Consider the following 24,871-nt stretch of genomic DNA (forward strand, 5'->3'; position numbering starts at 1 on the left):
TAGTCTACGCGGGTGAACCGCCGACTTTACCGGCCGTCTTCACCGGTCGTGCGGGCGGTCGACCCGGCGCCCGCAGCGGCCTCCTCCCGCGCCGCGTTGTTCCGTTCCGGCGTGGCCCGTCCGGTCTGCTTGGCCTGGGCGGCCTTGGCCTCCTCGGTGGCGCGCTCGACCTTCTCCGGTACGACGAAGCGGTAGCCAACGTTGCGGACGGTGCCGATCAGCGCCTCGTGCTCGGGGCCGAGCTTGGCGCGCAGCCGCCGTACGTGGACGTCGACCGTGCGGGTGCCGCCGAAGTAGTCGTACCCCCAGACCTCCTGGAGGAGCTGGGCGCGGGTGAAGACCCGGCCCGGATGCTGGGCGAGGTACTTCAGCAGCTCGAACTCCTTGAACGTCAGGTCCAGGACCCGGCCCTTGAGCTTGGCGCTGTACGTGGCCTCGTCCACCGACAGGTCGCCGGTGCGGATCTCCAGCGGGCTGTCGTCCGCGGTGATCTGCTGGCGGCCGGTGGCCAGCCGTAGCCGTGCCTCGACCTCGGCCGGACCCGCGGTGTCCAGCAGTACGTCGTCCACGCCCCAGTCGGCGGTGACCGCGGCCAGACCGCCCTCGGTGACGACCAGGATCAGCGGGCAGCCGGGACCGGTCGACCGCAGCAGCTGGCACAGGCTGCGGATCTGCGGCAGATCGCGGCGGCCGTCGATGAGGATCACGTCGGCGCCGGGCGTGTCGACGAGCGCGGGACCCTCCGCGGGGGCGACGCGCACGCTGTGCAGCAGCAGGCCGAGCGCGGGCAGCACCTCGGTGGACGGCTGCAGGGCGTTGGTCAGCAGGAGCAGTGAACTCACCGGAGGCTCCCCTCCGTCGTCCGGTCAAGGCAGGGGCACGGCACGCCGGACGCGCTGTGCCCACCCAGCCGGCGTGGCCCGGCCGGGCCGTCGGCTGTATACGGCGTCGTATACGCACCGTCTGAAGTACGTGTACTGCCCGGTTTGCTCATTCGCGAACCCTCCTCGGTCCCTGCGAGGACGTGGCGCCCTGCGGCTTTTGGAGTGCCCGAAAGCACGAAAGGACCCGGGGGCGGCGCTGCCCGGATCCTCTTGCCTCAGGAGAATAGCCGACATGGACGCCACGGGTGAGAACGAGTTGGCACGGTTCGGTGTTTCCTCGATCACTTCACGTAGTCGGCAATACACCCGAAAGAGACCCTCTCGTCACATCTTGTTGACACGGGACGGAGTGCGGATCGAGGCCGGGCACCAGGGCGCGCTGGACGGTTCCGACGACCTCGCGGTGGTGCTGGCGCACGGCTTCACCGGCTCGCTCGACCGGCCCGCGGTGCGGCGCGCGGCGCAGGCGTTCCGCGGATTCGGCGGGGTGGTCACGTTCTCCTTCCGGGGGCACGGCGGGTCCGGCGGACGCTCCACGGTCGGCGACCGGGAGGTGCTGGACGTGGACGCGGCGGTGGGCTGGGCGCGTCGGCTCGGGTACCGGCGGGTCGCCACCGTCGGCTTCTCCATGGGCGGGTCCGTGGTGCTGCGGCAGGCGGCGGTGCGGGAGGCCCCGGTCGACGCGGTGGTGTCGGTGAGCGCGCCCGCGCGCTGGTACTACCGGGGGACGGCGCCGATGCGGCGGTTGCACTGGGTGGTGACGCGTCCGGTCGGCCGCACGGTGTCCCGGTACGGCCTGAAGACCCGGATCCACCCGGAGGGGTGGGATCCCGTTCCGGTCTCCCCGGTCGAGGCGGTGGGGCTCATCGCGCCCACGCCGTTGCTGATCGTGCACGGGGACCGTGACGCGTACTTTCCGTTGGACCATCCCCGGTCGCTGGCGGCGGCTGCCGCCGGTGCCGCGGAACTCTGGATCGAGCCGGGCTTCGGCCACGCGGAGAACTCCGCGTCCGCGGGGCTTCTGCGGCGGATCGGGGAGTGGGTGTCGGACCGGTGCCCGGTGGTTGAGACCTAGCAACCGCCCACCCGTCTGCCGTCGGCCTGCGCCCGCCGTCGCGCACGGGAGGCGGTCCGCTGTCCGCCGCGCCGCGGATGTCCCCGCGAAGACGGCGGAGCGCGGCGGCACGTAAGAGCTGACGGGAAACGGGGAGAGCCCCGGAACGCCGGCGCGAGCGGCCCCGCCAATTACCCTGAACCCCAAAACCCACGACGTACCGCCGAGGAGCCGCCATGGGCGCCCCGAACCACGCGGGCGCGGAAACCGCGCCCGCGACCGGCACGATCCGCTACTGGGCGGCCGCGAAGGCCGCCGCCGGCACCCCGGAGGAGCCGTACGAAGCGGTGACCCTCGCCGAGGCGCTGCGCGCCGCGGGCGACCGGCACGCGCACCAGCCCGAGTTCGCCCGTGTCCTGGCCAGGTCCTCGTTCCTCGTCGACGGGGCGCCGGTGGGCACCCGTGACCACGCCACGATCCGGCTTGCCCAGGGCGGCACCGTCGAGGTGCTCCCGCCGTTCGCGGGAGGATGAGCGACGCGATGACGACACCACAGTGGAACGACAACGGTCACGGCGGCTACGGCGGCCAGTACGACCCCGCGTACAACTACTACGCGCACGAGCAGATGCCGGAGCAGACGGCGACGGCCTACTCGCCGCCGTCCCCGCCGCCGTACGGCTACGACGCGTACCAGCCGGAGCCGGAACCCCTGCCCGTGGCGGAGCCGGAACCCGCTCCCGCTCCCCCTGCCGTCCGGACCGGATCGCCGATCATCCCGCCCGGCATCCAGCCCGCGCTGCTGACCGCCGTGCTCGCCGCGCTCACCGCCGCGGGCGCGGCTCTGGGCAGTCCGGCGCTGGCGGTGGCGGCCGTGCTGCTGCAGGCCGTGACGGCCGCCGGATGGTTCCGGCTGAACGGCATGTGGCCCGCCCGCCAGGGCATCGCGCTGGCCTTCCTGGCCGGCCTGGCCGCTGACGTCGGGCTGCTGGCCGCCCCGGCCGACCAGGCCCCGGCCGTCATCCTCGGCACCCTCGGGGTGTGGGTCCTGCTGATCCTCGTGCAGCAGATGCGGCACCGGGGCAGCGCCGACGAGCGGCTGGCGAGCCTGACCGCGACCGCCGCCTCGACCGCGCTGACCGTGCTGGCCGCCGGGTACCTGGCGGTCGACGGCAAGGTGGGCGGCCATCCCGTGGTGGTGGGCGCGGTGGCGGTCGCGGTGGCGGCGGTGGCGCGGGCGCTGCCGCTGCCTTCGGTTGTCTCGGTGGCGGTCGCCGTGCTGGCGGCGGCGGGCAGCGGGGTCGCCACCGACCGGCTGACCGGCATGGGCACCACGTCCGCGGTGCTGATCGCGGTGGCCGCCGGGGTCTGCGCGCTGATCGGCCTGCGGGTGGCCAGCTATGACTTCCCGTCCCGCTTCGTGCACTTCACCGCGGGTGTGGCGCTGCCGCTGACGGTCGCCGCGCCGGTCGTCTACGCCCTCGGGCGCGCGCTGGGCTCGTAGCGCACGGACCGCGTCCGTCGGCCGGGGAGGCCCCCGGGGAACCGCCCGCACCCGCCGGACGTAGTGATCTGTGACACCGGCCGCCGGCCCCTGGTGCCCAGCCCGGGGAGGCGGACAGGTCCGCCAGGTATGGTCGCGACGCCGAGTAACCACGCCTGGAGACGCCGGGGAGTGGGGGAAGAGGAGAGATGCGCGGGCGCGGGATACGCATGTTGCTGATACTCGTCGTGGTGCTCGGCGGCCTGTTCGTGGCCGCCGACCGCGTTGCGCTCTCGTACGCGCAGTCCAAGGCGGCGGAGAAGATACAGCGGTCGCAGGGGCTGGCGGACAAGCCCGACGTGTCCATCAAGGGCTTCCCGTTCCTGACCCAGGTCATGGACAAGAAGCTGGACGAGGTCGCGGTGACCTTCACCGGACTGCAGGCCACCTCCGACTCCGGTTCGCTGCGGGTCGCCAAGCTGACCGCCGACGGGCACGGCGTGCACCTCGGCGGCGACCTGATGAGCGGCCAGGTCACCAGCGCGGTCGCGGACACCGCCACCGGCACCGCGCTCATCTCGTACGCCGACCTTTCCAGGAGCGCGTCGAACGGCATCACCGTCTCGTACGGCGGCCAGGACGCCAACGGCAAGGGGCGGCTGAAGGTCACCGGCAGCGTCGACCTGCCGCTGGTGGGCACCCAGCAGGTCAGCGTGATGAGCCATGTGGTCATCAAGAACGGCGACGCCGTGCAGTTGCACGCCGACGGCATGCCTTCGATCATGGGGATTTCGCTGCCGGTCAGCGCGGAGCAACTGGTGCGCCAGCAGACCGACTTCGGCGGTCAGCTGTCCGGGCTGCCCAGTGGCATAAAGCTGGACAGCGCCGAGGCGACTCCCGACGGACTCCAGGTGTCGCTGTCCGGGTCCAACGTCAAGCTGGGCTGACCCGGGACCGTACGGTCCGATTGCTGAGACAGGGCGTCCGCCCCTCAGTCCTCCGACGGCCGCCCGGCTGCCCCCGACCGGCCGCGCAGGCCCATCCAGGCCGGTTTTGTTCCGCCATTCGGACGATCTCGTCTCGAATGTCGACACACCGGTGACACCCGCCGCACGCTTCCCTACGATCGGGGCCATGAAGCGACAGGCGGATCTCACGAAGCGGCGGGCAGTCGACCTGTGCCGCGTCGCCGCCATGCTCTGTCGCGTCCGCTGAAGGGCCCACCGCCCCGAGGCCTCCCCGCCCGGCGTATCCGCCCTTCTTCCCGCACCGCACCCCGCCGCGCCCTCGCGCGCCGTGCAGCGCCCGCGTACGGGGGCCACCCGCACCGCAAACGCCCCGCCGCAACTGCCCCGGAGGAGAACAGCATGAGCCGCAGCGACGTCCTCGTCGACGCCGAGTGGGTCGAGAGCCACCTCGACGACCCCAAGGTCGTCATCGTCGAAGTTGACGAGGACACCTCGGCGTACGAGAAGAACCACATCAAGAACGCCATCCGGATCGACTGGAAGAAAGACCTCCAGGACCCGGTGCGCCGCGACTTCGTGGACCAGGCGGGCTTCGAGAAGCTCCTGTCGGAGCGGGGCATCGCCAACGACGACACCGTCGTGCTCTACGGCGGCAACAACAACTGGTTCGCGGCGTACGCCTACTGGTACTTCAAGCTCTACGGCCACCAGGACGTCCGGCTGCTGGACGGCGGCCGCAAGAAGTGGGAGCTGGACTCCCGCGACCTGGTCGTGGACGTGCCGTCCCGGCCGCAGACCGAGTACAAGGCCAAGGAGCAGGATCTTTCGATCCGCGCCTTCCGCGACGACGCCGTCAAGGCGATCGGTCAGCTCAACCTGGTCGACGTGCGTTCCCCCGACGAGTTCAGCGGCAAGCTGCTCGCCCCGGCGCACCTCCCGCAGGAGCAGTCGCAGCGCCCCGGCCACATCCCCACCGCGCGCAACATCCCGTGGTCGAAGTCGGCCAACGACGACGGCACCTTCAAGTCCGACGAGGAGCTGAAGGAGCTGTACGAGGGCGCGGGCGTGGACCTGGGCAAGGACACCATCGCGTACTGCCGGATCGGCGAGCGCTCCGCGCACACCTGGTTCGTACTGCACGAGCTGCTGGGCCAGCAGAACGTCAAGAACTACGACGGCTCCTGGACCGAGTACGGCTCGCTGGTGGGCGTGCCGATCGAGCTCGGCGCCAACTGACCCCCTAGGTAAGGAAGTTCATACATGTGTGGAGCCAAGGCAGGCGGCCCGGACGCGTCGACCGTCAAGGCCGGTGAGACCACGATCCAGGGCTCGGTGACCCGCGGCGGCCAGCCCGTCACCGGATACGTCCGGCTGCTGGACAGCACCGGCGAGTTCACCGCCGAGGTGCCGACGTCGGCGACCGGGCAGTTCCGCTTCTACGCCGCGGAGGGCACCTGGACCGTGCGCGCGCTGGTGCCGGGCGGGCAGGCGGACCGTACCGTGGTCGCCCAGCGGGGCGGTCTGGCGGAGGTCGCCATCGCCCTCTGAGGCGGCTTCTCAAGGGCGGTACCACGGCCGGAGGGCCGCACCCCAGGGTTGGACGCCTGGCGGGGTGCGGCCCTCCGTCGCGCTCGTCGGGGGGCGGGCCGTGGTGAGGGCCGTCGTGCGGCGGTCTACTGGCCGGAGTCGCCGCGGTCCAGCCGGTCGAGGCGCTCCTTGGCGGCCTTCTCGCTCTCGCGCCAGGTGTCGTCCTTCGGATCGTCCTGGAGCCAGGTGTCGTCGGGCACGTCCCACCACCCGTCGTCGGGACCGCGCCGGTTCGCCACCATCGCCGCGACCGGCGGGATGACCATCGCCACCACGCACATGGCGACCGCCGCCGGGACCGACCACAGCCGCACGACCGCCCAGGCCAGGACGAACAGGCCGATACACGTGCCCATCATGGCGAAGTACCAGTGCCTACGCCGCGCGTACATACCTCAACGGTACGTCCGTATGGGCCATCGGACAGCCGGTGGGACGGGGAGAGCCGGCGGCTAGTAGACGAGCGCCTGAACGCCGTCCGCCATCGCCTCCTGGACGAAGACCTGGGCCCCGGCGATGCGCACGCCGTCGATGACGTCCGCCTCGGTGATGTCACGGCGGGCGGCGCACTGGGTGCACAGGGTGATCCGCCCGCCCGCCAGGATGCCGTCGATCAGGTCCGGCAGCGGCGCGGCGTGCGGCAGCTCGAACTCGGCCGCCCGGCCCGGCAGCGCGAACCACGAGGACTCCCCGGTCAGCCAGAGCGAGACCGCCACGCCACTGGCCGCGGCCACCGCCGCCACCGTGAACGCCTGCGAGCACCGCTCGGGCGCGTCGGCGCCCGCCGTCACCTTGATCACCAACCGCTTGGTCACGCAGCTCACCCTACGCCCGCCGCGCCAGCGGTCCGCCGCCCCGACTAGACTCGGCCTGGTCCGTAAGTGTCAGCAGCCTGCCCGAGGAGCACCAACCGTGCTTGAGGTCTTTTTCGAAGCCCTTCTCGCCCTGGTCGTTGTGGCCGTCATCGCCTTCACGGGCCTGTCCGTGAAGAAGCTGTTCCAGGGCCAGCGCTGACCCCGCGTACCTGACCGACCTCTCACAGATCGCCTGAGCCACACGCCATGATCGAGATTCCGTCCGACCTCCACCCGGACCTCGTCCCGCTCGCCTTCCTCCTCGGCAACTGGCAGGGCGCGGGCGTCTGCGACTTCCCCGGTGCCGAGAAGTGCAACTTCGGGCAGGAGGTCACGTTCTCCCACGACGGCCGCCCCTTCCTGGAGTACACCTCGCACACCTGGGTGCTGGACGCCGAAGGAAACAAGGTCCGTCCGCTTGAGAGCGAGAGCGGTTTCTGGCGGGTCGACGCCGACCGCAAGGTCGAGGCCGTGATGTCGCGCGACGAGGGCGTCGTCGAGATCTGGTACGGCGAGCTGGCCGACCAGAAGCCGCAGATCGACCTGGTGACCGACGCGGTGGCCCGACTGGCCTCGGCCAGCCCGTACTCCGGCGGCAAGCGGCTGTACGGCTACGTAAAGGGCGACCTGATGTGGGTGGGCGAGAAGTCGACCCCCGACGTGCCGCTGCGCCCGTACATGTCGGCGCATCTGAAGAAGGTCGTGGACCCGCGCGAGTGGGCCAAGGACCTGAAGGACCTGCCGGACGACGGCATCGCGTTCTTCAAGTAATCCTTCGCCGCCTTCTTCCCTAGAATCGGTGGCGTGGTGAGCACCGACTGGAAGAAGGACCTGCGCGAGCGCGGTTACCGGCTGACGCCGCAGCGCCAGCTCGTCCTGGAGGCTGTCGACCACCTGGAACACGCCACCCCGGACGACATCCTCTCGGAGGTCCGGCGCACCGCCAGCGGCGTCAACATCTCCACCGTCTACCGGACGCTGGAGCTGCTGGAGGAGCTGGGCCTGGTCAGCCATGCCCACCTGGGGCACGGCTCGCCCACGTACCACCTCGCCGACCGGCACCACCACATGCACCTGGTCTGCCGGGACTGCGACGAGGTCATCGAGGCGGACGTCTCGGTGGCGGCGCCGCTCATCGCCGAGCTGCACCGGTCGTTCGGCTTCGACACCGATATGAAGCACTTCGCGATCTTCGGGCGCTGTGCGAACTGCTCCCGCGCCGCCGCTGCCCCCGAGGCGCTTCCCAGCGGGTCGTAGGCTGGTGCGCATGACGAAGAGTCCCCTGCTCTCGCTGCCCGGCGCGGTCCCCGCGGAGGCGCCGGACGAGGGCGTCGCCGCCCACTACGGAGACCTGTTCCGCGAGCAGCGCGCACTCGCCGCCGGGACCGGTTTCGTTGACCTCTCGCACCGCGGTGTCGTCACCGTCAGCGGTGCCGACCGGCTGAGCTGGCTGCACCTGCTGGTCACCCAGCACGTCAGCGAACTGCCGCCGCAGCAGGCCGTCGAGGCGCTGATCCTCTCCGCGCACGGCCACGTCGAGCACGCGCTGTACCTGGTGGACGACGGCACGACGACCTGGATCCATGTCGAGCCGGGCACCCAGGGCGAGTTGCTCGCCTACCTGGAGAGCATGAAGTTCTTCTACCAGGTGGAGACCGCGGATCTGACGGACGACTACGCCGTCGTCCATCTGCCCGCCGGTTCCATCGTCGAGGTGCCGGACGGCTGGGCGGTACGGGAGACCGCGTACGGGCGTGATGTCTTCGTGCCGCGCGGCGAGTTGGAGTCGTTCGCCGAGCAGGCCGGTCCGGCGATCGGCGTGCTGGCGCTAGAGGCGCTGCGGATCGAGGCGCACCGCCCGCGGCTCGGCCTTGAGACCGACCACCGTACGATCCCGCACGAGGTGGGGTGGCTGGAGTCCGCCGTCCACCTGAACAAGGGCTGCTACCGCGGCCAGGAGACGGTGGCCCGGGTGCACAACCTCGGCCGTCCGCCGCGCCGTCTGGTCTTCCTGCACCTGGACGGCAGCGAGGTCAAGCTGCCCGGGCACGGCGCACCGGTGCGGCTGGCCGACGACGGCCCGGACGGCCGCCAGCTGGGCTTCGTCACGTCCTCCGCGCGGCACCACGAACTCGGCCCCATCGCCCTGGCGTTGGTCAAGCGCAACGTCCCCGTGGACGCGGTCCTGCTCGCGGACACGGTTCCGGCCAACCAAGAGGTCGTCGTCGAGCCGTAGTTGCCAAGGGGTGGGCGGGTGGGGAAGGAAAGCCCGTCCCCGCCCATGACCGGCCGTACGTCAAATCTCCAACAGCACCGTGAACGGGCCGTCGTTGACCAGCGAGACCTGCATGGCGGCCCCGAAGCGCCCCGTCTCCACATGCGCCCCCAACTCCCGCAGCCGGGCCACCACCTCGTCGACCAGCGGCTCGGCCACAGGACCGGGTGCCGCCGCGTTCCAGGTGGGTCGGCGCCCCTTGCGGGCGTCGCCGTAGAGCGTGAACTGGCTGACGACCAGTAGCGGCGCCCCGATGTCCGAGCAGGACCGCTCCTCGGGCAGTACGCGTAGCGTCCACAGTTTGCGGGCGAGTTGGGCGGCCTGCTGCGGGGTGTCGTCATGGGTGACCCCGACCAGGACGCACAGTCCGGGGCCGGTGATCTTGCCGACGGTCTCGCCGTCGACGGAGACGGCTGCTTCGGTCACTCGCTGGACTACGGCACGCATGGCCCCATTGTGGCGCGTCGGGCGCAGTGCCACTCTCAGGGGTGAATTCGTCATCTCAACGCCCCGGGGCGTACGCCTGCCAGTAGGCGCGTCTGCCAAGGGCGCCGGGGCCGTTCGGGTGCACAGGCGCTGCGAGTTGTCGGTGCGCGGTGGCACGATCTGATCCGAGGCGATGCCGGTGCGCACCGCCCAATGGAGGGACGTACCCGATGAAGGGGGCATATGCGCATATCCATCACCAATACCGGACAGACTTCCGACGTCGCACTCACAGCAGTCACGCACGACACCGATCGCCACACCCACACCAGTCCTGCCCGTACCGCCGGTACCACCCGTAACGAGGAAGCCCGCATGTTGCAGGCCGACGCCGTCAATTCCCGCACTCCGCGGCCGGACACACCCCGCTCGCGGGAGGCTGCCGAGAACACCTCGGAGGCCGCCATGCCCCCCCTGGCCACCTACCGCCTCCCCGAACTACGGACGCTGCGCCGAGACGCCCAGCAGGAGGAGGCCGACCTGTCGTACCTGCGGCGGCTGCTCCAGGGCAGGATCGACATCCTGCGGGCCGAACTGGGGCGGCGCACGGCGCCGGGGGAGGCCAGGGACCCGAAGGACCCCAAGCCGGGCCGCACGCTCCTGGTGCGGCCGCTGCTGGACCGGCTGCCGGAGATCCTCGCCGACGGCCCGTCGCGGGGGCGCTCCGCCCGGCACGTGACGCTGGGCACCCCGCACAGCGAGGAGTACCGGCGGCTGGCCGAGGAGATGCTCGCCGACGTCGAGCTGTCCGACCTCGCCGCCCGCACGGACCAGGAGCTGGACGCCGCGATGGCCAAGCTCGTCGGGCGGGAGCAGCAGGTGTCCCGCCGCCGCCGACAGCTCCAGGTGACGGTGGACGGTTGCAGCGCCGAGATCGCCCGCAGGTACCGTGAGGGCGAAGCACGAGTAGACGACCTGCTCTCCGACGGCTAGACCGCGTTCGGGAGAACTCGCCACCGGCCCGCTGGCGGGAGCGGGCCGTCCCACCCCCGGAAGGCCGACGATGACGTCCCGTAACACCACTGAGCTGCCCGTTCTCGCCGAGGTCATACGCTCCGGCTTCGTCGAGGGGCATCATCGGGGCTCACTGGTGCTGCTGGACGCCGACGGTGCGGTGGACGTCGCGCTGGGTGAGGTGGCCGCGCCGGTCTTCCCTCGATCGGCGAACAAGCCGATGCAGGCGGAGGCGCTGCTGCGGGCCGGGCTGGACCTGGACGGGGAACTGCTGGCGCTGGCCGCTGCCAGCCACTCCGGAGAAACGTTCCACCTCGATGGCGTACGGAAGATCCTGGCCAGCGCCAACCTGGACGAGGGCGCCCTGCAGACCCCGCCCGACCTGCCGCTCGACCCGACCGAGGCGGAGCACTGGCTGCGCGGCGGCGGCACCCGGGACCCGCTGCTGATGAACTGCTCCGGCAAGCACGCCGCGATGCTCGCCGTCTGTGTGCGCAACGGCTGGCCGCTGGAGAGCTACCTCGACCTCTCCCACCCGCTGCAGCAGCTCGTCCTGGAGGTGGTCCGGGACGCGAGCGGCGAGGGCGTCGACCACATCGGTATCGACGGCTGCGGTGCGCCGCTGATGGCGCTGAGCCTGACCGGCCTGGCCCGCGCCTTCCGCTCCTGTGTACTGGCCGAGCCGGGTACCGCCCGGCGCCAGGTCGCCGACGCGATGCGCGCCCACCCGCAGTACGTGGCGGGCACCCGGCGCCCCGACACCTGGCTGATGCGCGAGGTTCCGGGGACACTGTCCAAGATGGGCGCCGAGGCGGTGCAGGCCGTGGCGCTGGCGGACGGCCGGGCCCTCGCCTTCAAGATCGACGATGGCGCCGGGCGGGCCCTCGGACCGGTACTGGCCCGCGCCCTGCGGATGATGGGCGTGGACGCACCGGTGGTGGACCGCATCGGAGACGCTCCGCTGATGGGCGGCCCGGAGAAGGTCGGCGAGATCCGCGCGACCTTCTGAGGCGCGGGCACGGGGTCCTTTCGCGGGGCGGCCGGGGCCAAATCGGGTGCGCCCTGCCGCCGGGGCGGCTTAGCCTGCGGGAATGAGCCGTGCGATCGAGGTCCGGTACATCGAGGAGTCCGACTACGCCGACTGGATGCTGGCGCTGCGCAAGGGCTTCATGCGCCCGCCGTTGTGCACGGAGCGGGACGCCACCGAGGCGCCGGCGATCCTGGAGATCGAACCGGCGCGCACCCAGGGCGCGTTCGACGACGGACGGTGCGTGGCGACCTTCCGTACGATGCCGCGCGAGCTGACCGTGCCCGGCGGCGGCACGGTACCGGCCGACGCGGTCACCAATGTCTCGGTGACCGCGACCCACCGGCGGCGCGGACTCCTCAGCGCGATGATGGCCAACGGCTTGGCGGCGGCGAAGGAGCGCGGTGACGCGGTCTCCATCCTGATCGCCGCCGAGTACCCGATATACGGCCGCTTCGGCTACGGCCCGGCCACCTGGGTCACCGACTGGACGGTGGAGATCCCCCGCGCCCGCCTCGGCCTCCCCCAACTGCCCGACGGCGCCCGCGTCGACCTGGTCGACGGCGCCGAGATCCGCAAGGTCGGTCCGGAACTCCACGAGCGGACGCGGCGGTTGACACCCGGCGCGATCAACCGCACCGACGGCTTCTGGAAGCAGTACACCGGGGAGGCGCTGCTGCCCTGGAACTCCTGGACCGAGCCGTTCCACGCGGTGTACCGGAACGCCACCGGCCAGGTGGACGGACTGCTCACCTACTCCGTCGCCGATGTGTGGGATGCCAAGCTGCCGCAGTGCACCGTCACCGTGCGGAAGTTGATCGCGACCAGCCCGGAGGCGGAGGGCGCGCTGTGGCGGTACGCGATGTCCGTCGACTGGGTGGTCAGCCTCGACTCCGGCTCCCGTGCGCCCGACGACCTGCTGCCGCTGCTCCTGGGGGACCCGCGGGCCGCCAGGATCACCTCGCACGCGGACTTCATGTGGCTGCGGATGCTCGACGTGCCGGCAGCGCTGGAGGCACGTGGCTACGCGGGCACGGGCGAGTTGGTGCTGGAGGTCCGGGACGCGGACGGTTACGCAGACGGCCGCTGGCGGCTGACCGCCTCGCCCGAGGGCGCCCAGGTCCTCGCCACGACCGCCGAGCCCGATCTCACCTTGGACGTGGGGGAGTTGGGCGCCCTGTACCTGGGCGACGAGTCGGCGGTGCGGCTGGCCGCCCTCGGTCGTGTCGAGGAGCGCCGTCCGGGCGCCGCCGCCCGCGCGGACGCCCTGCTGCGCACCCCGCGCCGTCCGTGGTGCCCGGACATCTTCTGACCGCGGGAGTCAGCCCTTGGTGAGGACCATCCAGCGCCGCGGGTCGTCCAGTGGCCGGAATCCGGCCTTCTCGTAGACGCCATGGGCGTCGTCGGTCGCCAGCATGATGCGGCGCAGTCCGTACGGCGCCAGATGGTCGCGCACCGCCTCCACCAGGGCGGTGCCCAGGCCGTGGCCGCGGGCCGGGCGGTCGACGTAGACATCGCAGAGCCAAGCGAAGGTGGCGTGGTCGGTGACCACCCGGGCGTACGCCACCTGGATTCCCGAATCCGCCCGGTACGCACCGAAGTTGAGCGATCCGGCGATGGCCCGTTCCTGCGCCTCGCGACTGCGGCCTATCGCCCAGTACGCGTCGGTGCTCAGCCAGCGGTGCACCCGGCAGATGTCCAGTCGAGCCGGATCGGTGGAGATGTCGTACACGGCTTCCATGCTGGGGAGGCTGGCAGGCCAACTGGCCCCGCGTCGAGGGGATTTCGTAGTGGCCCCGCCACCAGCACCGCAGACACCCCGCCCACCAGCGGCTTCACAACCGGACCGGCCCATTCATGTCGCACCGGGATGAAAAGGACGCGTAAAGAGCTCACGGAACGCGGTCGCTGCTGGTCGACGCCGGAGCGCGTGGCGTGCGGCCCGCAGACCCGTCCGAATCGATGGTTAAGTGTTGCTTCGTTGTTCTCTGTAGGGCAATTAACTAGACCTCAAGTGTCAGGGTGGGTCAGGCTCGCGGCATGGAGAACAGCAGTACGCTCACCGGCATCCATGTCCCCCTGGTCACCCCCTTCACGGCGGACGGCTCGGTCGCGTACCAGGCCCTGGAGGCGCTGGCCCATCAGGTGCTCGATGAGGGCGCGGACGGACTCGTCGCGCTGGGCACCACCGGCGAGCCCGCCACGCTGGACGAAGCCGAACGTCTCGCCGTCATCGATGTGATCGCCCGGGTGTGCGGCGAACGCGCGGTGCCGCTGAGCATCGGGGCGGGCACGAACGACACCCGCACCAGCGCCGCCGCGCTGCACGCGCTGAAGCGCTGGCCCGAGGCGACCGCGGCACTGGTCAGCGTCCCGTACTTCACTCGCCCGTCCGAGGAGGGCGTCCTCGCGCACTTCGAAGCCCTGGCCGCCGAGAGCCACTTGCCGCTCGTCGTCTACAACGTCCCTTACCGCTCAGGGCAGTCGCTCAGCGCCCACACCCTGCGTCGGCTCGCCGCGCTGCCCCAAGTGGTCGGCGTCAAGCACGCGGTGGGCGCCATCGACGCCGAGACCATCGACCTGCTGGCCGACCTGCCGGACGGGTTCGCGGTGCTGGCGGGCGACGACATCTACCTCTCCGGCCTGCTGGCACTCGGCGGCTCCGGCGGCATCCTGGCCTCGGCGCACTGCGCGACCGCCCGCTACGCGGAACTGGCCGCTGCCTGGCGGGACGGCGACCTGGCACGGGCGCGCCGCCTCGGCGGCGCCCTGTCCACCATGGCTCGGGCCCTGTTCGCTGAGCCGAGCCCCGGCGTGCTCAAGGGCGTACTGCACGCACAGGGCCGCATCCCCACACCGGCGGTCCGGCTGCCCATGGTGCCCGCGAGCCGCCAGGCGGTGGAGGCTGCCATGCTGGTGCTCGGGACACTCGCGGACCAGTAGGCGAACCAGCCCACGGAACCCCCCGGGATCCCCGACGCGGGCCTGGGGGAAACCTCTCCAGCGAAACCATCGAGCACGCCCACCGGCGAAAGGTGAATCGGATGAAGGTCGGAATCGTCGGCGCGACCGGCCAGGTCGGCGGCGTCATGCGCCACGTCCTGGCACAACGCGCCGCCGAGGGCCTCGGGCTGCCCGTGAGCGAGCTGCGGTTGTTCGCCTCGGCGCGCTCCGCGGGCCGTACGCTGCCCTGGCAGGGCACCGACGTGGTCGTGGAGGACGCCGACACCGCTGACTACCGCGGACTGGACATCGTGCTGTTCTCCGCCGGGAAGACCGCCTCGCTGACGCTCGCGCCGCGCGTCGCGGAGGCCGGTGCGGTGGTGATCGACAACTCCTCGGCTTGGCGGCTCGATCCACAGGTCCCGCTGGTGGTCTCGGAGGTCAACCCGCATGCCGTGACCGACCGCCCCAGGGGCATCATCGCCAACCCCAACTGCACCACCATGGCCGCGATGCCGGTGCTGCGCCCGCTGCACGAGGAGGCCACGCTGGTCAGCCTGGTCGTGGCCACCTACCAGGCGGTGTCCGGCAGCGGCCTCAGTGGCGTCGCCGAACTCGCCGACCAGGCAGCGGCGGCGGGGGAGCGGGCCCGTGAACTCACCTTTGACGGCGGCGCGGTGAAGTTCCCCGAGCCCGAGGTCTACGCCCGGCCCATCGCCTTCAATGTGCTGCCATTCGCCGGGTCCCTGCTGGACGACGGCTCGGGCGAGACCGACGAGGAGCGCAAGCTCCGCAACGAGAGCCGCAAGATCCTGGAGATCCCCGACCTGAAGGTCTCCGGTACCTGCGTCCGTGTCCCGGTGTTCACCGGACACTCACTACAGATCAACGCCCGGTTCGCCCGCGCCATCACCCCGCACCGTGCGTGCGAACTGCTGGGCGGCGCGCCGGGTGTGGCACTGTCCGACATCCCCACCCCGCAGCAGGCCGCGGGCCAGGACCCCACGTTCGTCGGCCGGATCCGTACCGACGAGACCGTGGACCACGGCTTGTCGCTGTTCTGCTCCAGTGACAACCTCCGCAAGGGCGCGGCGCTCAACGCGGTGCAGATCGCCGAGCTGGTAGCCGCCGAACTGCGCTGACGGCACGGCTGGTTGGACGGCCGACCGCTGGGCGTGGGTTCAGCGTCGGCCGCCCGGCAGGAACCCGAGCACCGCCGCCGTGAAGTCCTCCGGGCGCTCGGCGTGCACCAGGTGCCCGCTCGGAATGGTCAGCAGCCTGCCGCCGGGGATCAGCCGGGCCATCTGGGCGAGCTGGTCCTGCGGTATGTGGCTGCGCGATCCGCCAGCGATCACCAGCGTCGGCGCGGTGATCCCCGCGAGCCCGGTGCGCCACTGCTCCGGTGGCGCGGCGAGTTCCGCGTGCAGCGCGGCCACCACCTCCCAGTCGAAATCCAGCTCCCCGTCCGGTCGTTCGGCTTCCTTGTGGTCCCGCGGGTACGGTGCCGGAACCTCCTCCAGCACCAGCCGCTCCACCCGTTCCGGGTGCGCCTGGGCGAACAGATGGGCCACGACCCCGCCCATCGAGTGCCCGAGCAGCGTCACCCGGTCCAGCCGGAGCGCGTTCAGCAGCGCCAACACGTCGTCGCGCATCAGGTCGAACGAGTATCTGCCCGGCCAGTCGCTGCGTCCGTGTCCGCGCAGGTCCGGTACGTAGACCCGCCAGCGTGCCGCGAACTCCTCCGCGACCGCGTCCCAGTCCGTGCTGGTTTCGCCCAGTGCGTGCAGCAGCACCACGGGCGGCCCGTCGGGATCCCCCGACACCCGGCAGGCCAACCGGACGTCACCGGTGTCGATCAGCCGCAGCTCCATCCTGCGAAGCTACCGTGTGCGCGCCACGCCAGCCATACCGCACGACGGGCGATGACGGCCTGTCAGCCGTTGACGGAGACGAGGCGCTGCCCCAACTCCCCTTCCTTCACGTACTCCTTGAGCGAGATCGCGTTGGCGGCCTTCGTGGTGAGCTTGTTGATGATCCCCTTCCACGGCAGATAGGGCAGCGCCTTCCACATCAGGTTGCGCGTCCATATCTGGGACCGTGTTCCGGGCACCAGGAACCGGTCCATGCCTTCGGCCTGCTTCTGGCACACCGCGGCGTACGGGCGTATCTGCTCCTCGTACCGCGCGAAGGCGGTTCGATGGTCATCGGGCGCCGCCGCCAACTCGCCCGCCAGGACATACGCGCCGACCACCGCGAGTCCGGTGCCCATGGCGCCCGGCCCACCGGCGTAGCCCGCGTCGCCGAGCAGCACCACGCGTCCGGTGGAGTACCGGTCGATGTGGATCTGGCTGGCGCGGTCGAAGTAGAAGTCCGGTGCATCCCGCATGGCCCGCAACAGCCACGGCACCTGCCAGCCCTCGTTCGCGAAGACGCCGGTGACGATGTCCTTGTGCTGCTCGGCGTCCCGGTGGTCGTACTCCAGCCGCCGTGACGCGAAGAAGAGAGCGGCGGTGGCCTCGGCGGTGTTCCGCTTGCTGTAGACGTAGGCGCCCTTGCCCGGGGTGCTGTACATCAGGGCGCGGTGGTCCAGTCCGAACTGGTTCGGCACGGTGAAGACCGCGGAGCACACGCCCAGGTCGCGACGGAAATCGGACTCCGGCCCGAAGGCCAGCCGACGCACGCCCGAGTGCGCGCCGTCCGCGCCGACGACCAGGTCGAAGGTGCGGGGTGCGGAGCGCTCGAAGGTGACGTCCACCCCGTCGGCGTGCTCGCTGAGCGAACTGATCGAGTCGCCGAAGACGTACTCGGTACGGTCCTTGGTGGCCTCGTAGAACACCCGGCTCAGATCGCCGCGGGCGATCTCCATGTCTCCGCTCATGATTTCCGACGGCAGGCTGGAGACCTGCTTGCCGTCCCCGTTGACGACGGCCACGGCGCCCATCTGCGTCTGCAACCGCCGGATCTCGTCCAGTATCCCCATGCGTTCCAGCACGGTCAGATGCGCGGTGCCGCGGAAGTCCACCGCCTGGCCGCCCTCGCGTAGCGCCGGTGCCTTTTCGACCAGCGTGGTGCGGAATCCGTACCGGCCCAGCTGATGGGCGAGCGCGGGTCCGGCGATGCTGCCGCCGGAGATCAGCACGGTCTTCATGGGAATCCCCCCAGGTCCACATGTCGTCGGTCGGCGGCCGCCGTTGACCGCCGTCGTTCCTCAGCCGTCGTTCCTCAGCCGCCGGTTGCCGGATCCTGCCGTCTGACGGGCTGTGGAACGACCATACGCCCGCGTTGGGCAAGCGTGCAAGACGTTTGTATAAAACGATCGTGTAGGGCACCTGTCCTACCCCTTCGATACGCTTCTGACATGGGAAACCGTGAAGATCTGCTCGCCGGGGCCAAGCGCTGCCTGTGGGAGAAGGGGTATGCGCGCACCACCGTCCGCGACATCACCGCCGCCGCCGGTGGCGTCAGCATGGCCGCCATCGGCTACCACTTCGGCTCCCGCGAAGCGCTGCTGAACGCGGCGCTGATCGAGGGGATGGACGAGTGGGGCGCCGAGGTCAGAGGAGCCCTGGCCGAATCCGTCGACCCCGCGGCCACTCCTGTGGAGCGCTACACGGCGACGTGGACCGCGATGGTCGACTCGCTCGCCGAGCGGCGCCAGTTGTGGCTCGCCAGCATCGAGGCGCTGCTACAGGCCGAGCACGCCCCAGAGGTGCGCGCCGGGCTGGCGCACGGTCAGCAGGAGGGCCGCCGTGGGATGGCGGCCTGGATAAGGGGAGTTGACGAGTCGGCGATCAACGAGACCGACGCGCGCACCCTGGGCTCGGTCCAGATGGCCCTGCTCTCCGGTGTCATGATGCAGTGGCTCACCGATCCGGCGCACGCCCCGACCGGCCACGAAGTGGTCGCCGGTCTGAGGGAGTTGGCGGACAGGCTCGAATCGCAGCTGGGGCCCGAAGGGGGTGAGTGGCAGGCGCCGCCCGAGTGAGACGGCCAGCCCGAGCGGCCAGTCTCCGCGCGCAGTAGGGTGCTCGGCCATGACCGAGCCAGGCTTCCTGCGCGACACCCGCGCGTCCTACGACACCATGGCAGCCGGATACGCCGAGCGCTTCGGCGACGAACTGGCGGCCAAGCCGGTGGAGCGGGCGATGCTCGCCGGGTTCGCCGAACTCGTCCGGGTCGCCGATCTCGGACCGGTCGCCGACATCGGCTGCGGCACCGGCCGCGTGACGACCCATCTCAGCGGCCTGGGGGTGCCCGTCTTCGGCGTCGACCTGTCACCGGGGATGGTCGAGGTGGCCCGGCGGACACATCCCGACCTGCGGTTCGAGGTGGGATCGATGCTCGACCTGGACCTGCCGGACGGCTCACTGGGCGGGCTCATGGCCTGGTACTCCATCATCCACATACCGGAGGAACGGCTGCCGGAGGTGTTCGCCGAGTTCCGACGGGTGCTGGCGCCGGGCGGTCACCTACTGCTCGCCTTCCAGGTGGGCGAGGAGCCGTTGCACCTGGCGGAAGCGTTCGGGAACGCCGTCTCGCTGGACTTCCACCGGCGCCAGCCGGACCACGTCGCCGAACTGCTGGGCCAGGCCGGGCTGACCCTGCGTGCCAGACTGCGGCGCGAGCGCGACGAGGAGGGCGAGTTCCCGGAACGTACCCCGCAGGCCTTCGTGCTGGCCCGCAAGCCGGTGAAGTGAGGGGTGGGGCTGTCGCTGTCGTTCGGCGCATAACGTCCAGCCGACAGGCTGGACTTGGGGACAGATCATCTGGGCGCTGCCGTGACGAGGTGCGAGCACGCCAACGCCCGGGCGACGGACCCGGTTTGCCCCGGCCCCGTTGATCGTCGCGCACTACGCTTGCCGCGAGCGCGTCATGGCCCGGCCACGAGGGAGAAATCAGGCGTGAGTTGGTTGGCGCTTCGCCGCTGACGGCCCGCCCCCGTGATGTCGCGCCGGGTTCTCGGCCCGTCGAAGAAGCTGGCAGCCCTGTCCCGCGGGGCGCCCGGACGAAGGAAGAACATGAGTGACGTCACCGGATTCGACAACGTTCCCCCGACCACCCTTGCCGACATCCTGGGTCGCGAGCAGGTCATGGACTGCGGCATCCGCCCGCTGTGGCCCTCCCCGCGAGTCGCCGGTCCGGCGTTCACCGTGCGGTGCCCGCCCGGTGACAACCTCATGCTGCACGCGGCCGTTCACCGCGCACAGCCCGGCTCGGTGATCGTCGTCGAATCCGGCGACCTGGACTACGCGCTCGCCGGGGGAAACGTTTGCGCCATCGCTCAGCGCCGGGGTGTCGCGGCGTTCGTGGCCGATGGGGTGATCCGTGACCTCGCCGAGGTGCGCGCGATGGGCTTTCCCGTCTTCGCCAGGGGCGTCATCCCCATCCCGGGCGCCAAGACGGAGGCCCGGCCGCTCAACGTCCGGGTGCGCTGCGGCGGTGTGGACGTGAACGCCGGGGACGTCGTGGTGGCCGACGAGGAGGGTGTCGTGGTCGTTCCCCATGGCCGCCAGGAGGAGGTACGGCTCGCCGCCGAGGCCAGGCTGGCCAAGGAGGCCGCCGAATCCCTCGACGCCTGGGAGGCGGCACACCGCGCCCGCATCAACAGGATCCTCTGCGACAAGGGCTTCGAGGACTGACACGGACCGCTCGGCCTCGGCGGCCGAACAGGTGCCGAACTCCGCCTGCAGGGCGGCCGTGGCCGCGGTCGCGGTCGCGGCGAGCGCTGCGGTGGTCCGCTCGACCACCTTCGTGCTCAGGGCGCGTCGTGTCACACGGCTGAAACGACACTTTTGCAAGCGGAGTGCTTGCAAAAGTTAGCGGCGGTGTGGCACGGTCGTGTCATGGCGTCACTGAATGTCGGGAACCTCGGTGAGTATCTGCGCGAGCAGCGGCGCAGTGCTCAGTTGTCGTTGCGTCAACTGGCCGAGGCCGCCGGGGTGTCGAACCCGTACCTCAGTCAGATCGAGCGCGGGCTGCGCAAGCCGAGCGCCGACATCCTTCAGCAGATCGCCAAGGCGCTGCAGATCTCTGCCGAGACGCTGTACGTGCAGGCCGGGATCCTCGACGAGCGCGACCAGAACGGTATCGAGGTGCGCACCGCGATCCTCACCGACCCGACGATCAACGAGAAGCAGAAGCAGGTGCTGCTGCAGATCTACGAGTCGTTCCGCAAGGAGAACGGTGTCGCGGACGGTCCTGCGGTCGACGCCGCCAAGGCCGCCCAGGCCAAGAAGGCGGCGGCAGCACGGACCGCCGCCAAGAAGGCCGCCGCGAAGAAGGCGGCCACCAGGGTCGCCGACGCCGTCGCGGAGACCGTCGCCGCGCGGACGCGTGCGCTGAAGTCCGTACCGGCGAAGGATAAGCAGCACAATCAGGACAAGCCCGGCGGTGATGGCGACCTCGCCGCCGGAGCCTGATCGGGCGCCCACGAACGAAGACCACGAACACGCCACCACCCCGTACGGAGGACCCTCATGGTGACCACCGAAAACGTCCGCAAGGTACTGACCGACCCGGCCCCTCTCTACGCCGTCGCCGGCGCCGTCGACCTCGCCGCCGAGAAGCTGGGCGAAGTGCCGCCGCTTCTGGACAAGTTGCGCGAGGAGGCGCCGGAGCGGATCAACAAGGTGCGCGCCACGGACCCCAAGATCGTCCAGGAGCGGGTGTCCCGCCAGGCCAAGGAGGTCCAGGCGAAGCTCAGCGAGCGGCTCGGCACCGTCGAGCTGGACCTGAAGAAGCTCTCCGACTCCGCGCAGGACTTCGCGCTGCGCCAGGTCGGCTGGGCGGCCGAGGCCGCCGTCAAGGCGGGGGAGACCTACAACGGCCTGGTCGACCGCGGCCGTGGCGCGGTCAGGACCTGGCGCGGCCAGGCCGCCGAGAGCACCGAGGACTTGGCCGTGGCCCTCGAGCCGGAGCCGGAGCCCAAGCACGACGCCGAGGAGCGGTCCGCCGCCGCGTCCCGCAAGCCCGCCGCGAAGAAGACCACGCCGCGCAAGACCGCGCAGGGCAAGCCGGGTGAGTGACGCGCCGCGGTGACAAGGGTGTGACAACGGGCCGGGCACGTACGCCGTGCCCGGCCCGTTGTACGGGTACCGTGGCGGCGAAGGGGACCGTCGGGGGACGACAAGGCGGTGGACGGAATGCTGATCCAAGGGTTCAACACGATCTTCAGCTGGGTCTCGACCGGCCTTCTGGTGTTCACCGTCGTCGCGTTCATCAACGCGGCGATCCACCGGGAGGACGCGTACCGGGCTGCTGACAAGCACACCAAGCCGTTCTGGCTGATCATCCTCGGCATCGCGGCCGTGGTGATGGGACTTTTCCCGATCCTGTCGATCCTGCCGCTGATCGGGCTCGTCGCCACGATCGTGTACATGGTCGACGTACGCCCGGCGCTCAAGGAGGTGTCGGGGCGTGGCGGCGGCGGTCGCGGAAGCAGCAGCGACGGGCCCTACGGACCGTTCCGCCGCTGAGCGCAGGCTGGCCCGCGCCAACCGCCGCGTTCCCCGTGGGCGTGGTCCGCACGATGACCGCCGGACGCCGTCGCATCGACCGTGGCCGCCACATCGACCACGGCCGTCGCGTCAACCGCGGTCGAGCAGCACCACCGCGACGTCGTCCGTCAGTTCGCCGCCGTTGAGTTCCCTGGCCTCGTCCATCGCCGAGTCCAGCAGTTCCTCACCGCGCAGTCCGGCGCGCCGGTGGCGGTCGACCAGCTCGATCATCCCGTCCGTGCCGAGCCGGGCGGTGCCCTCGCCGATCCGCCCCTCGATCAGCCCGTCGGTGTAGAGCATCAGGCTCCACGCCTCGCCCAACTCCACCGTGAGGCGTTTCCACTCGGCCCGCTCCAGCAGACCGAGCGCCGGTCCGCCGTGCTCGTAGGGCAGCAGCTCGACCGGTCGCCCGCTGCGGACCAGCAGGGGCGAAGGATGACCGGCCAGGCACAGTCCGGCCCGTTGGCCGTCGGGCGCGATGTCGATCGTGCACAGCGTCGCGAACATCTCGTCGTGCGGGCGCTCGTACTCCAGCACTTCCTGGAGGGTGCCCAGCAACTCGTCGCCGCTCAGCCCGGCCAGCGTCAGCGCGCGCCAGGCGATGCGCAGCTCGACACCGAGGGCCGCCTCGTCCGGGCCGTGCCCGCAGACGTCGCCGATCATCGCGTGCACGGTGCCGTCGGGGGTGCGGACGACGTCGTAGAAGTCCCCGCCGAGCAACGCACGGCTGCGGCCCGGCCGGTAGCGCGCGGCGAACCGCAGGTCGTCGGCCCCGTCCAGCAGGGGGGTGGGCAGCAGACCGCGTTCCAGCCGGGTGTTCTCCTGCGCCAGCAGCCGGGTCTCGGTGAGCTGCCGCTGGGCGAGGTCGGCGCGCTTGCGCTCGACGGCGTAGCGCATCGCGCGGTTGAGCAGCGACGCGTCGAACTCGTCACGGAACAGGTAGTCCTGCGCGCCGACGCGTACCGCCTCCGCGGCCAGCTCGGCGTCCTCCTCGCCGGCCGCCAGCGCGAGCACGGCGGTGGTGGGGGCCATCCGCAGTACCTCGCGCAGCGCGGTGAGGCCACCGGCCTTGGGGTGGTCGGGGACCAGTTCGATGTCCAGGTCGAGCAGGATGCAGCTCACGTCATCGGTGAGCAGCCGCGCGGCCTCGGTGAGGTTGCGGGCGCGGCGGATGCGGACCGGGTGCCCCGCGGCGTCCAGCAGATCGGCCGCGGCCAGGCTTCCGGTGGGATCGTCACCGACGACGAGCAGGGTGAACGGCTGCTGCGACCGCACCGGCTCGCCCGGACGCTCCACGGGTACCGGCTCGGTCACCCGCTGGCGCGGGAGCATCGCGGCCGTTCCCGCGGGACGCTGGTCGGGCGTCCAGCCGGGGCGCTGGTCGGGCTGCCGGTCGGTGGACCGGCCGGTGGCGGACATGGCTTGCTTCCTTCCCTCCCCCGAGGGTGTGGCGGACGCTGTGGGGAGGCGCCGCCGTCCCAGGTCCGGACCATGTGGGGCGGCCGGATGCTGGGCACTGCCAGGCGACCATAGCGGCAGGGCAGGCCCGGCGGGAGGGCGTGTGAGGGATTCGCCGTTGGCATATACAGAGGTGGGGAGCGGATTTCGGGGGGCGCGGGGGGATCTGGGCATGAGATACATCACGCGCCAACGCGGGCGCGCTCACCTGTGGGTTGAGGCTTTGGGCTGAGGCCGGGCGCGCGTCGGTTGGGACGGGTGGGGTCAGCGGTACAAGCGGGGTCGGCAGGGTCAGCCTGGCCTTACGGCGCCGAGTATCGGCATGGAGCCCGCGCCCGTGATGTCTATCGTTCGGCCGGGCCGCGGGGCCTGGATGATCGCGCCGTCGCCTACGTAGATCGCCACATGGCTGGCGTCGGAGTAGTAGATGACGAGGTCGCCGGGGCGAAGCTGGTCCAGCGGGATGTGCGGCAGCCGGGCCCACTGTTCCTGCGAGGTGCGCGGGATCGCCACCCCCGCCGCCGCCCAGGCCATCTCCGTCAGGCCCGAGCAGTCGTATGTGGACGGCCCCTGCGCACCCCATTCGTACGCCTTGCCGAGCTGGGCGGACGCGAACGCCACCGCCCGTGCGCCGAGGGCGCTGGCCGTGCCCGCGGCGCCGCCGAGCTTGGCGCCGACGCCGTTCTTCAGCCAGTCGGCCTGCGACCGGTAGGCGGACTCGTCGTCCAACTGCCTCAGCCGTGCCCGCTGTTGTGCCGCGAGAGTGCCGAGCAGCGCCTGGGCCTGCGCCAGTCTCCGCTCGACCTGCTGTTTCGCGGCGGCCTTCCTGGCCTGCTCGGCGGTCAGGCTCTCCCAGCCCCTGGTGGCGGCGCTCGCGTAACCCTCCAGTGCGTCCTTGGTCGTTCGCAGCTGGCTCAGCGCGGTCGTGGCGGCCTGTGCGCCCTTCTCGGCGAGGCCCGCGTCGTTCAGGAACGACGCGGGATCGGTGGAGAGCAGGAACTGCGCGGCGAGCGGCAGGCCGCCGCCGCTGCGGTACTGGGCCCTGGCCAACGCGCCCAGGCGCTGGGTCAGCCGGTCCTCCTTCGACTGCGCGGCGACGACGGCGCGGGCCAGTGTGACCAGGTCCCGCTGCTGTTGGTCGATCTGCTCGGTGACCGCGTCGTACGACTGGGTGGCGGTCTCCGCCTGCCGGTACAGCCGGTCGACTTCGGCCCGCACCTCGGCCACTGACTTCTGCTTCGCCGCCTGCGCGTCGCCCGGTACGGCGAGCAGGCCCGCCGCGCACGCCAGTACCGTGGACGCCACCGCCGCCGCCCGCAACCGCATGAGGCCACCTCGAATCTGACGAACCGTCACCTCGGTGCGGATGGTGCCACAGGGGGGCGCAATGCGACAGATGCGT

Annotated in this window: 29 protein-coding genes; 20 read left to right on the top strand and 9 right to left on the bottom strand. The window is 71.2% G+C overall.

What is annotated here, in order from left to right:
* Window positions 1-26 precede the first annotated feature (26 nt).
* Window positions 27-842: a response regulator transcription factor gene (locus tag O5O46_RS28285; RefSeq protein WP_269858442.1), complete on the bottom strand. Its 816-nt coding sequence runs from the start codon at window positions 840-842 to the stop codon at window positions 27-29.
* Window positions 843-1,116: 274 nt separating this feature from the next.
* On the opposite strand from O5O46_RS28285, the gene O5O46_RS28290 reads away from it, so the two are divergent.
* From O5O46_RS28290 to O5O46_RS28315, 6 genes are all read left to right on the top strand, one after another.
* Window positions 1,117-1,959, top strand: coding sequence for an alpha/beta hydrolase family protein (locus O5O46_RS28290; protein ID WP_443072644.1), 843 nt, complete (start codon window positions 1,117-1,119; stop codon window positions 1,957-1,959).
* 215 nt (window positions 1,960-2,174) lie between these two features.
* Window positions 2,175-2,471, top strand: coding sequence for a MoaD/ThiS family protein (locus O5O46_RS28295; RefSeq protein ID WP_269858443.1), 297 nt, complete (start codon window positions 2,175-2,177; stop codon window positions 2,469-2,471).
* 8 nt (window positions 2,472-2,479) lie between these two features.
* Window positions 2,480-3,442, top strand: coding sequence for a hypothetical protein (locus O5O46_RS28300; protein WP_269858444.1), 963 nt, complete (start codon window positions 2,480-2,482; stop codon window positions 3,440-3,442).
* A 209-nt stretch (window positions 3,443-3,651) separates the two neighbouring features.
* The gene (locus tag O5O46_RS28305) at window positions 3,652-4,368 is read left to right on the top strand and encodes an LmeA family phospholipid-binding protein (protein ID WP_269858445.1); all 717 of its coding nucleotides are present in this window, start codon (window positions 3,652-3,654) and stop codon (window positions 4,366-4,368) included.
* A gap of 420 nt (window positions 4,369-4,788) precedes the next feature.
* A complete protein-coding gene (locus O5O46_RS28310; protein WP_269858446.1) occupies window positions 4,789-5,625 on the top strand; it encodes a sulfurtransferase in 837 nt (278 codons plus the stop codon).
* Window positions 5,626-5,649: 24 nt separating this feature from the next.
* The gene (locus O5O46_RS28315) at window positions 5,650-5,937 is read left to right on the top strand and encodes a DUF1416 domain-containing protein (protein ID WP_269858447.1); all 288 of its coding nucleotides are present in this window, start codon (window positions 5,650-5,652) and stop codon (window positions 5,935-5,937) included.
* Window positions 5,938-6,062: 125 nt separating this feature from the next.
* Here the strand turns inward: O5O46_RS28315 and O5O46_RS28320 are convergent, their stop codons facing one another.
* Window positions 6,063-6,368, bottom strand: coding sequence for a DUF3099 domain-containing protein (locus O5O46_RS28320; RefSeq protein WP_269858448.1), 306 nt, complete (start codon window positions 6,366-6,368; stop codon window positions 6,063-6,065).
* Window positions 6,369-6,428: 60 nt separating this feature from the next.
* Window positions 6,429-6,791, bottom strand: coding sequence for a DsrE family protein (locus tag O5O46_RS28325; RefSeq protein ID WP_269858449.1), 363 nt, complete (start codon window positions 6,789-6,791; stop codon window positions 6,429-6,431).
* Window positions 6,792-7,037: 246 nt separating this feature from the next.
* Between O5O46_RS28325 and O5O46_RS28330 the strand changes: the two genes are divergently transcribed.
* The 3 genes from O5O46_RS28330 to ygfZ are packed head-to-tail and all read left to right on the top strand — an operon-like array spanning window position 7,038 to window position 9,066.
* Complete coding sequence (locus tag O5O46_RS28330) at window positions 7,038-7,601, top strand: FABP family protein (protein ID WP_269858450.1); 564 nt, start codon at window positions 7,038-7,040, stop codon at window positions 7,599-7,601.
* A 33-nt stretch (window positions 7,602-7,634) separates the two neighbouring features.
* Window positions 7,635-8,087: a Fur family transcriptional regulator gene (locus O5O46_RS28335; RefSeq protein ID WP_269858451.1), complete on the top strand. Its 453-nt coding sequence runs from the start codon at window positions 7,635-7,637 to the stop codon at window positions 8,085-8,087.
* A gap of 10 nt (window positions 8,088-8,097) precedes the next feature.
* Window positions 8,098-9,066 carry a CAF17-like 4Fe-4S cluster assembly/insertion protein YgfZ gene (gene ygfZ, locus O5O46_RS28340; protein ID WP_269858452.1) on the top strand — a complete coding sequence of 323 codons (969 nt, stop codon included), beginning with the start codon at window positions 8,098-8,100 and terminating at the stop codon, window positions 9,064-9,066.
* Window positions 9,067-9,126: 60 nt separating this feature from the next.
* Here the strand turns inward: ygfZ and dtd are convergent, their stop codons facing one another.
* A complete protein-coding gene (gene dtd, locus O5O46_RS28345; RefSeq protein WP_269858453.1) occupies window positions 9,127-9,552 on the bottom strand; it encodes a D-aminoacyl-tRNA deacylase in 426 nt (141 codons plus the stop codon).
* A 354-nt stretch (window positions 9,553-9,906) separates the two neighbouring features.
* Between dtd and O5O46_RS28350 the strand changes: the two genes are divergently transcribed.
* From O5O46_RS28350 to O5O46_RS28360, 3 genes are all read left to right on the top strand, one after another.
* Window positions 9,907-10,524: an RsiG family protein gene (locus O5O46_RS28350; protein WP_443072645.1), complete on the top strand. Its 618-nt coding sequence runs from the start codon at window positions 9,907-9,909 to the stop codon at window positions 10,522-10,524.
* 70 nt (window positions 10,525-10,594) lie between these two features.
* Window positions 10,595-11,554 (top strand): asparaginase, encoded by a 960-nt coding sequence (locus O5O46_RS28355; protein ID WP_269858454.1) that lies wholly within the window; start codon window positions 10,595-10,597, stop codon window positions 11,552-11,554.
* A gap of 82 nt (window positions 11,555-11,636) precedes the next feature.
* Entirely contained in the window at window positions 11,637-12,884 is a 1,248-nt protein-coding gene (locus O5O46_RS28360; RefSeq protein WP_269858455.1) for a GNAT family N-acetyltransferase, read from the top strand.
* A 9-nt stretch (window positions 12,885-12,893) separates the two neighbouring features.
* Here O5O46_RS28360 and O5O46_RS28365 read toward each other — a convergent pair whose 3' ends face one another.
* Window positions 12,894-13,313 (bottom strand): GNAT family N-acetyltransferase, encoded by a 420-nt coding sequence (locus O5O46_RS28365; RefSeq protein ID WP_269858456.1) that lies wholly within the window; start codon window positions 13,311-13,313, stop codon window positions 12,894-12,896.
* 299 nt (window positions 13,314-13,612) lie between these two features.
* Here O5O46_RS28365 and dapA point away from each other — a divergent pair, with 299 nt between their 5' ends.
* Window positions 13,613-14,515 carry a 4-hydroxy-tetrahydrodipicolinate synthase gene (dapA, locus tag O5O46_RS28370; protein WP_269858457.1) on the top strand — a complete coding sequence of 301 codons (903 nt, stop codon included), beginning with the start codon at window positions 13,613-13,615 and terminating at the stop codon, window positions 14,513-14,515.
* Window positions 14,516-14,616: 101 nt separating this feature from the next.
* Complete coding sequence (locus tag O5O46_RS28375; RefSeq protein ID WP_269858458.1) at window positions 14,617-15,657, top strand: aspartate-semialdehyde dehydrogenase; 1,041 nt, start codon at window positions 14,617-14,619, stop codon at window positions 15,655-15,657.
* A 39-nt stretch (window positions 15,658-15,696) separates the two neighbouring features.
* Here the strand turns inward: O5O46_RS28375 and O5O46_RS28380 are convergent, their stop codons facing one another.
* Window positions 15,697-16,386, bottom strand: coding sequence for an alpha/beta fold hydrolase (locus tag O5O46_RS28380; RefSeq protein WP_269858459.1), 690 nt, complete (start codon window positions 16,384-16,386; stop codon window positions 15,697-15,699).
* Window positions 16,387-16,448: 62 nt separating this feature from the next.
* Complete coding sequence (locus tag O5O46_RS28385; RefSeq protein WP_269858460.1) at window positions 16,449-17,663, bottom strand: FAD-dependent monooxygenase; 1,215 nt, start codon at window positions 17,661-17,663, stop codon at window positions 16,449-16,451.
* 210 nt (window positions 17,664-17,873) lie between these two features.
* On the opposite strand from O5O46_RS28385, the gene O5O46_RS28390 reads away from it, so the two are divergent.
* The 6 genes from O5O46_RS28390 (at window position 17,874) to O5O46_RS28415 (ending at window position 21,990) form a co-directional block, all read left to right on the top strand.
* Window positions 17,874-18,500: a TetR/AcrR family transcriptional regulator gene (locus tag O5O46_RS28390; RefSeq protein ID WP_269858461.1), complete on the top strand. Its 627-nt coding sequence runs from the start codon at window positions 17,874-17,876 to the stop codon at window positions 18,498-18,500.
* A 49-nt stretch (window positions 18,501-18,549) separates the two neighbouring features.
* A complete protein-coding gene (locus O5O46_RS28395; protein WP_269858462.1) occupies window positions 18,550-19,212 on the top strand; it encodes a class I SAM-dependent DNA methyltransferase in 663 nt (220 codons plus the stop codon).
* Window positions 19,213-19,533: 321 nt separating this feature from the next.
* On the top strand, window positions 19,534-20,154 hold the full coding sequence (locus O5O46_RS28400; RefSeq protein WP_269858463.1) for an RraA family protein: 621 nt from the start codon (window positions 19,534-19,536) through the stop codon (window positions 20,152-20,154).
* 204 nt (window positions 20,155-20,358) lie between these two features.
* Window positions 20,359-20,934 carry a helix-turn-helix domain-containing protein gene (locus tag O5O46_RS28405; RefSeq protein WP_269858464.1) on the top strand — a complete coding sequence of 192 codons (576 nt, stop codon included), beginning with the start codon at window positions 20,359-20,361 and terminating at the stop codon, window positions 20,932-20,934.
* 57 nt (window positions 20,935-20,991) lie between these two features.
* Window positions 20,992-21,540, top strand: coding sequence for a hypothetical protein (locus O5O46_RS28410; RefSeq protein ID WP_269858465.1), 549 nt, complete (start codon window positions 20,992-20,994; stop codon window positions 21,538-21,540).
* Between the two features lie 117 nt (window positions 21,541-21,657).
* A complete protein-coding gene (locus tag O5O46_RS28415) occupies window positions 21,658-21,990 on the top strand; it encodes a DUF2516 family protein (protein ID WP_269858466.1) in 333 nt (110 codons plus the stop codon).
* A 111-nt stretch (window positions 21,991-22,101) separates the two neighbouring features.
* Here the strand turns inward: O5O46_RS28415 and O5O46_RS28420 are convergent, their stop codons facing one another.
* Window positions 22,102-23,430, bottom strand: coding sequence for a PP2C family protein-serine/threonine phosphatase (locus O5O46_RS28420; protein ID WP_269858467.1), 1,329 nt, complete (start codon window positions 23,428-23,430; stop codon window positions 22,102-22,104).
* A gap of 330 nt (window positions 23,431-23,760) precedes the next feature.
* The gene (locus O5O46_RS28425) at window positions 23,761-24,795 is read right to left on the bottom strand and encodes a C40 family peptidase (RefSeq protein WP_269858468.1); all 1,035 of its coding nucleotides are present in this window, start codon (window positions 24,793-24,795) and stop codon (window positions 23,761-23,763) included.
* Window positions 24,796-24,871 lie beyond the last annotated feature (76 nt).

Source organism: Streptomyces sp. RPT161 (assembly GCF_027533845.1).
In the GTDB taxonomy this organism is placed as follows: Bacteria; Actinomycetota; Actinomycetes; order Streptomycetales; family Streptomycetaceae; genus Streptantibioticus_A; species Streptantibioticus_A silvisoli_A.

Coding starts and splice junctions, on each gene's coding strand:
- O5O46_RS28290 (WP_443072644.1), top strand. CDS start 1,117: ATGGACGCCACGGGTGAGAACGAGTTGGCACGGTTCGGTGTTTCCTCG.
- O5O46_RS28295 (WP_269858443.1), top strand. CDS start 2,175: ATGGGCGCCCCGAACCACGCGGGCGCGGAAACCGCGCCCGCGACCGGC.
- O5O46_RS28300 (WP_269858444.1), top strand. CDS start 2,480: ATGACGACACCACAGTGGAACGACAACGGTCACGGCGGCTACGGCGGC.
- O5O46_RS28305 (WP_269858445.1), top strand. CDS start 3,652: ATGTTGCTGATACTCGTCGTGGTGCTCGGCGGCCTGTTCGTGGCCGCC.
- O5O46_RS28310 (WP_269858446.1), top strand. CDS start 4,789: ATGAGCCGCAGCGACGTCCTCGTCGACGCCGAGTGGGTCGAGAGCCAC.
- O5O46_RS28315 (WP_269858447.1), top strand. CDS start 5,650: ATGTGTGGAGCCAAGGCAGGCGGCCCGGACGCGTCGACCGTCAAGGCC.
- O5O46_RS28320 (WP_269858448.1), bottom strand. CDS start 6,368: ATGTACGCGCGGCGTAGGCACTGGTACTTCGCCATGATGGGCACGTGT.
- O5O46_RS28330 (WP_269858450.1), top strand. CDS start 7,038: ATGATCGAGATTCCGTCCGACCTCCACCCGGACCTCGTCCCGCTCGCC.
- ygfZ (WP_269858452.1), top strand. CDS start 8,098: ATGACGAAGAGTCCCCTGCTCTCGCTGCCCGGCGCGGTCCCCGCGGAG.
- dtd (WP_269858453.1), bottom strand. CDS start 9,552: ATGCGTGCCGTAGTCCAGCGAGTGACCGAAGCAGCCGTCTCCGTCGAC.
- O5O46_RS28350 (WP_443072645.1), top strand. CDS start 9,907: ATGTTGCAGGCCGACGCCGTCAATTCCCGCACTCCGCGGCCGGACACA.
- O5O46_RS28355 (WP_269858454.1), top strand. CDS start 10,595: ATGACGTCCCGTAACACCACTGAGCTGCCCGTTCTCGCCGAGGTCATA.
- O5O46_RS28360 (WP_269858455.1), top strand. CDS start 11,637: ATGAGCCGTGCGATCGAGGTCCGGTACATCGAGGAGTCCGACTACGCC.
- O5O46_RS28365 (WP_269858456.1), bottom strand. CDS start 13,313: ATGGAAGCCGTGTACGACATCTCCACCGATCCGGCTCGACTGGACATC.
- dapA (WP_269858457.1), top strand. CDS start 13,613: ATGGAGAACAGCAGTACGCTCACCGGCATCCATGTCCCCCTGGTCACC.
- O5O46_RS28375 (WP_269858458.1), top strand. CDS start 14,617: ATGAAGGTCGGAATCGTCGGCGCGACCGGCCAGGTCGGCGGCGTCATG.
- O5O46_RS28380 (WP_269858459.1), bottom strand. CDS start 16,386: ATGGAGCTGCGGCTGATCGACACCGGTGACGTCCGGTTGGCCTGCCGG.
- O5O46_RS28385 (WP_269858460.1), bottom strand. CDS start 17,663: ATGAAGACCGTGCTGATCTCCGGCGGCAGCATCGCCGGACCCGCGCTC.
- O5O46_RS28390 (WP_269858461.1), top strand. CDS start 17,874: ATGGGAAACCGTGAAGATCTGCTCGCCGGGGCCAAGCGCTGCCTGTGG.
- O5O46_RS28395 (WP_269858462.1), top strand. CDS start 18,550: ATGACCGAGCCAGGCTTCCTGCGCGACACCCGCGCGTCCTACGACACC.
- O5O46_RS28400 (WP_269858463.1), top strand. CDS start 19,534: ATGAGTGACGTCACCGGATTCGACAACGTTCCCCCGACCACCCTTGCC.
- O5O46_RS28405 (WP_269858464.1), top strand. CDS start 20,359: ATGGCGTCACTGAATGTCGGGAACCTCGGTGAGTATCTGCGCGAGCAG.
- O5O46_RS28410 (WP_269858465.1), top strand. CDS start 20,992: ATGGTGACCACCGAAAACGTCCGCAAGGTACTGACCGACCCGGCCCCT.
- O5O46_RS28415 (WP_269858466.1), top strand. CDS start 21,658: ATGCTGATCCAAGGGTTCAACACGATCTTCAGCTGGGTCTCGACCGGC.
- O5O46_RS28420 (WP_269858467.1), bottom strand. CDS start 23,430: ATGTCCGCCACCGGCCGGTCCACCGACCGGCAGCCCGACCAGCGCCCC.
- O5O46_RS28425 (WP_269858468.1), bottom strand. CDS start 24,795: ATGCGGTTGCGGGCGGCGGCGGTGGCGTCCACGGTACTGGCGTGCGCG.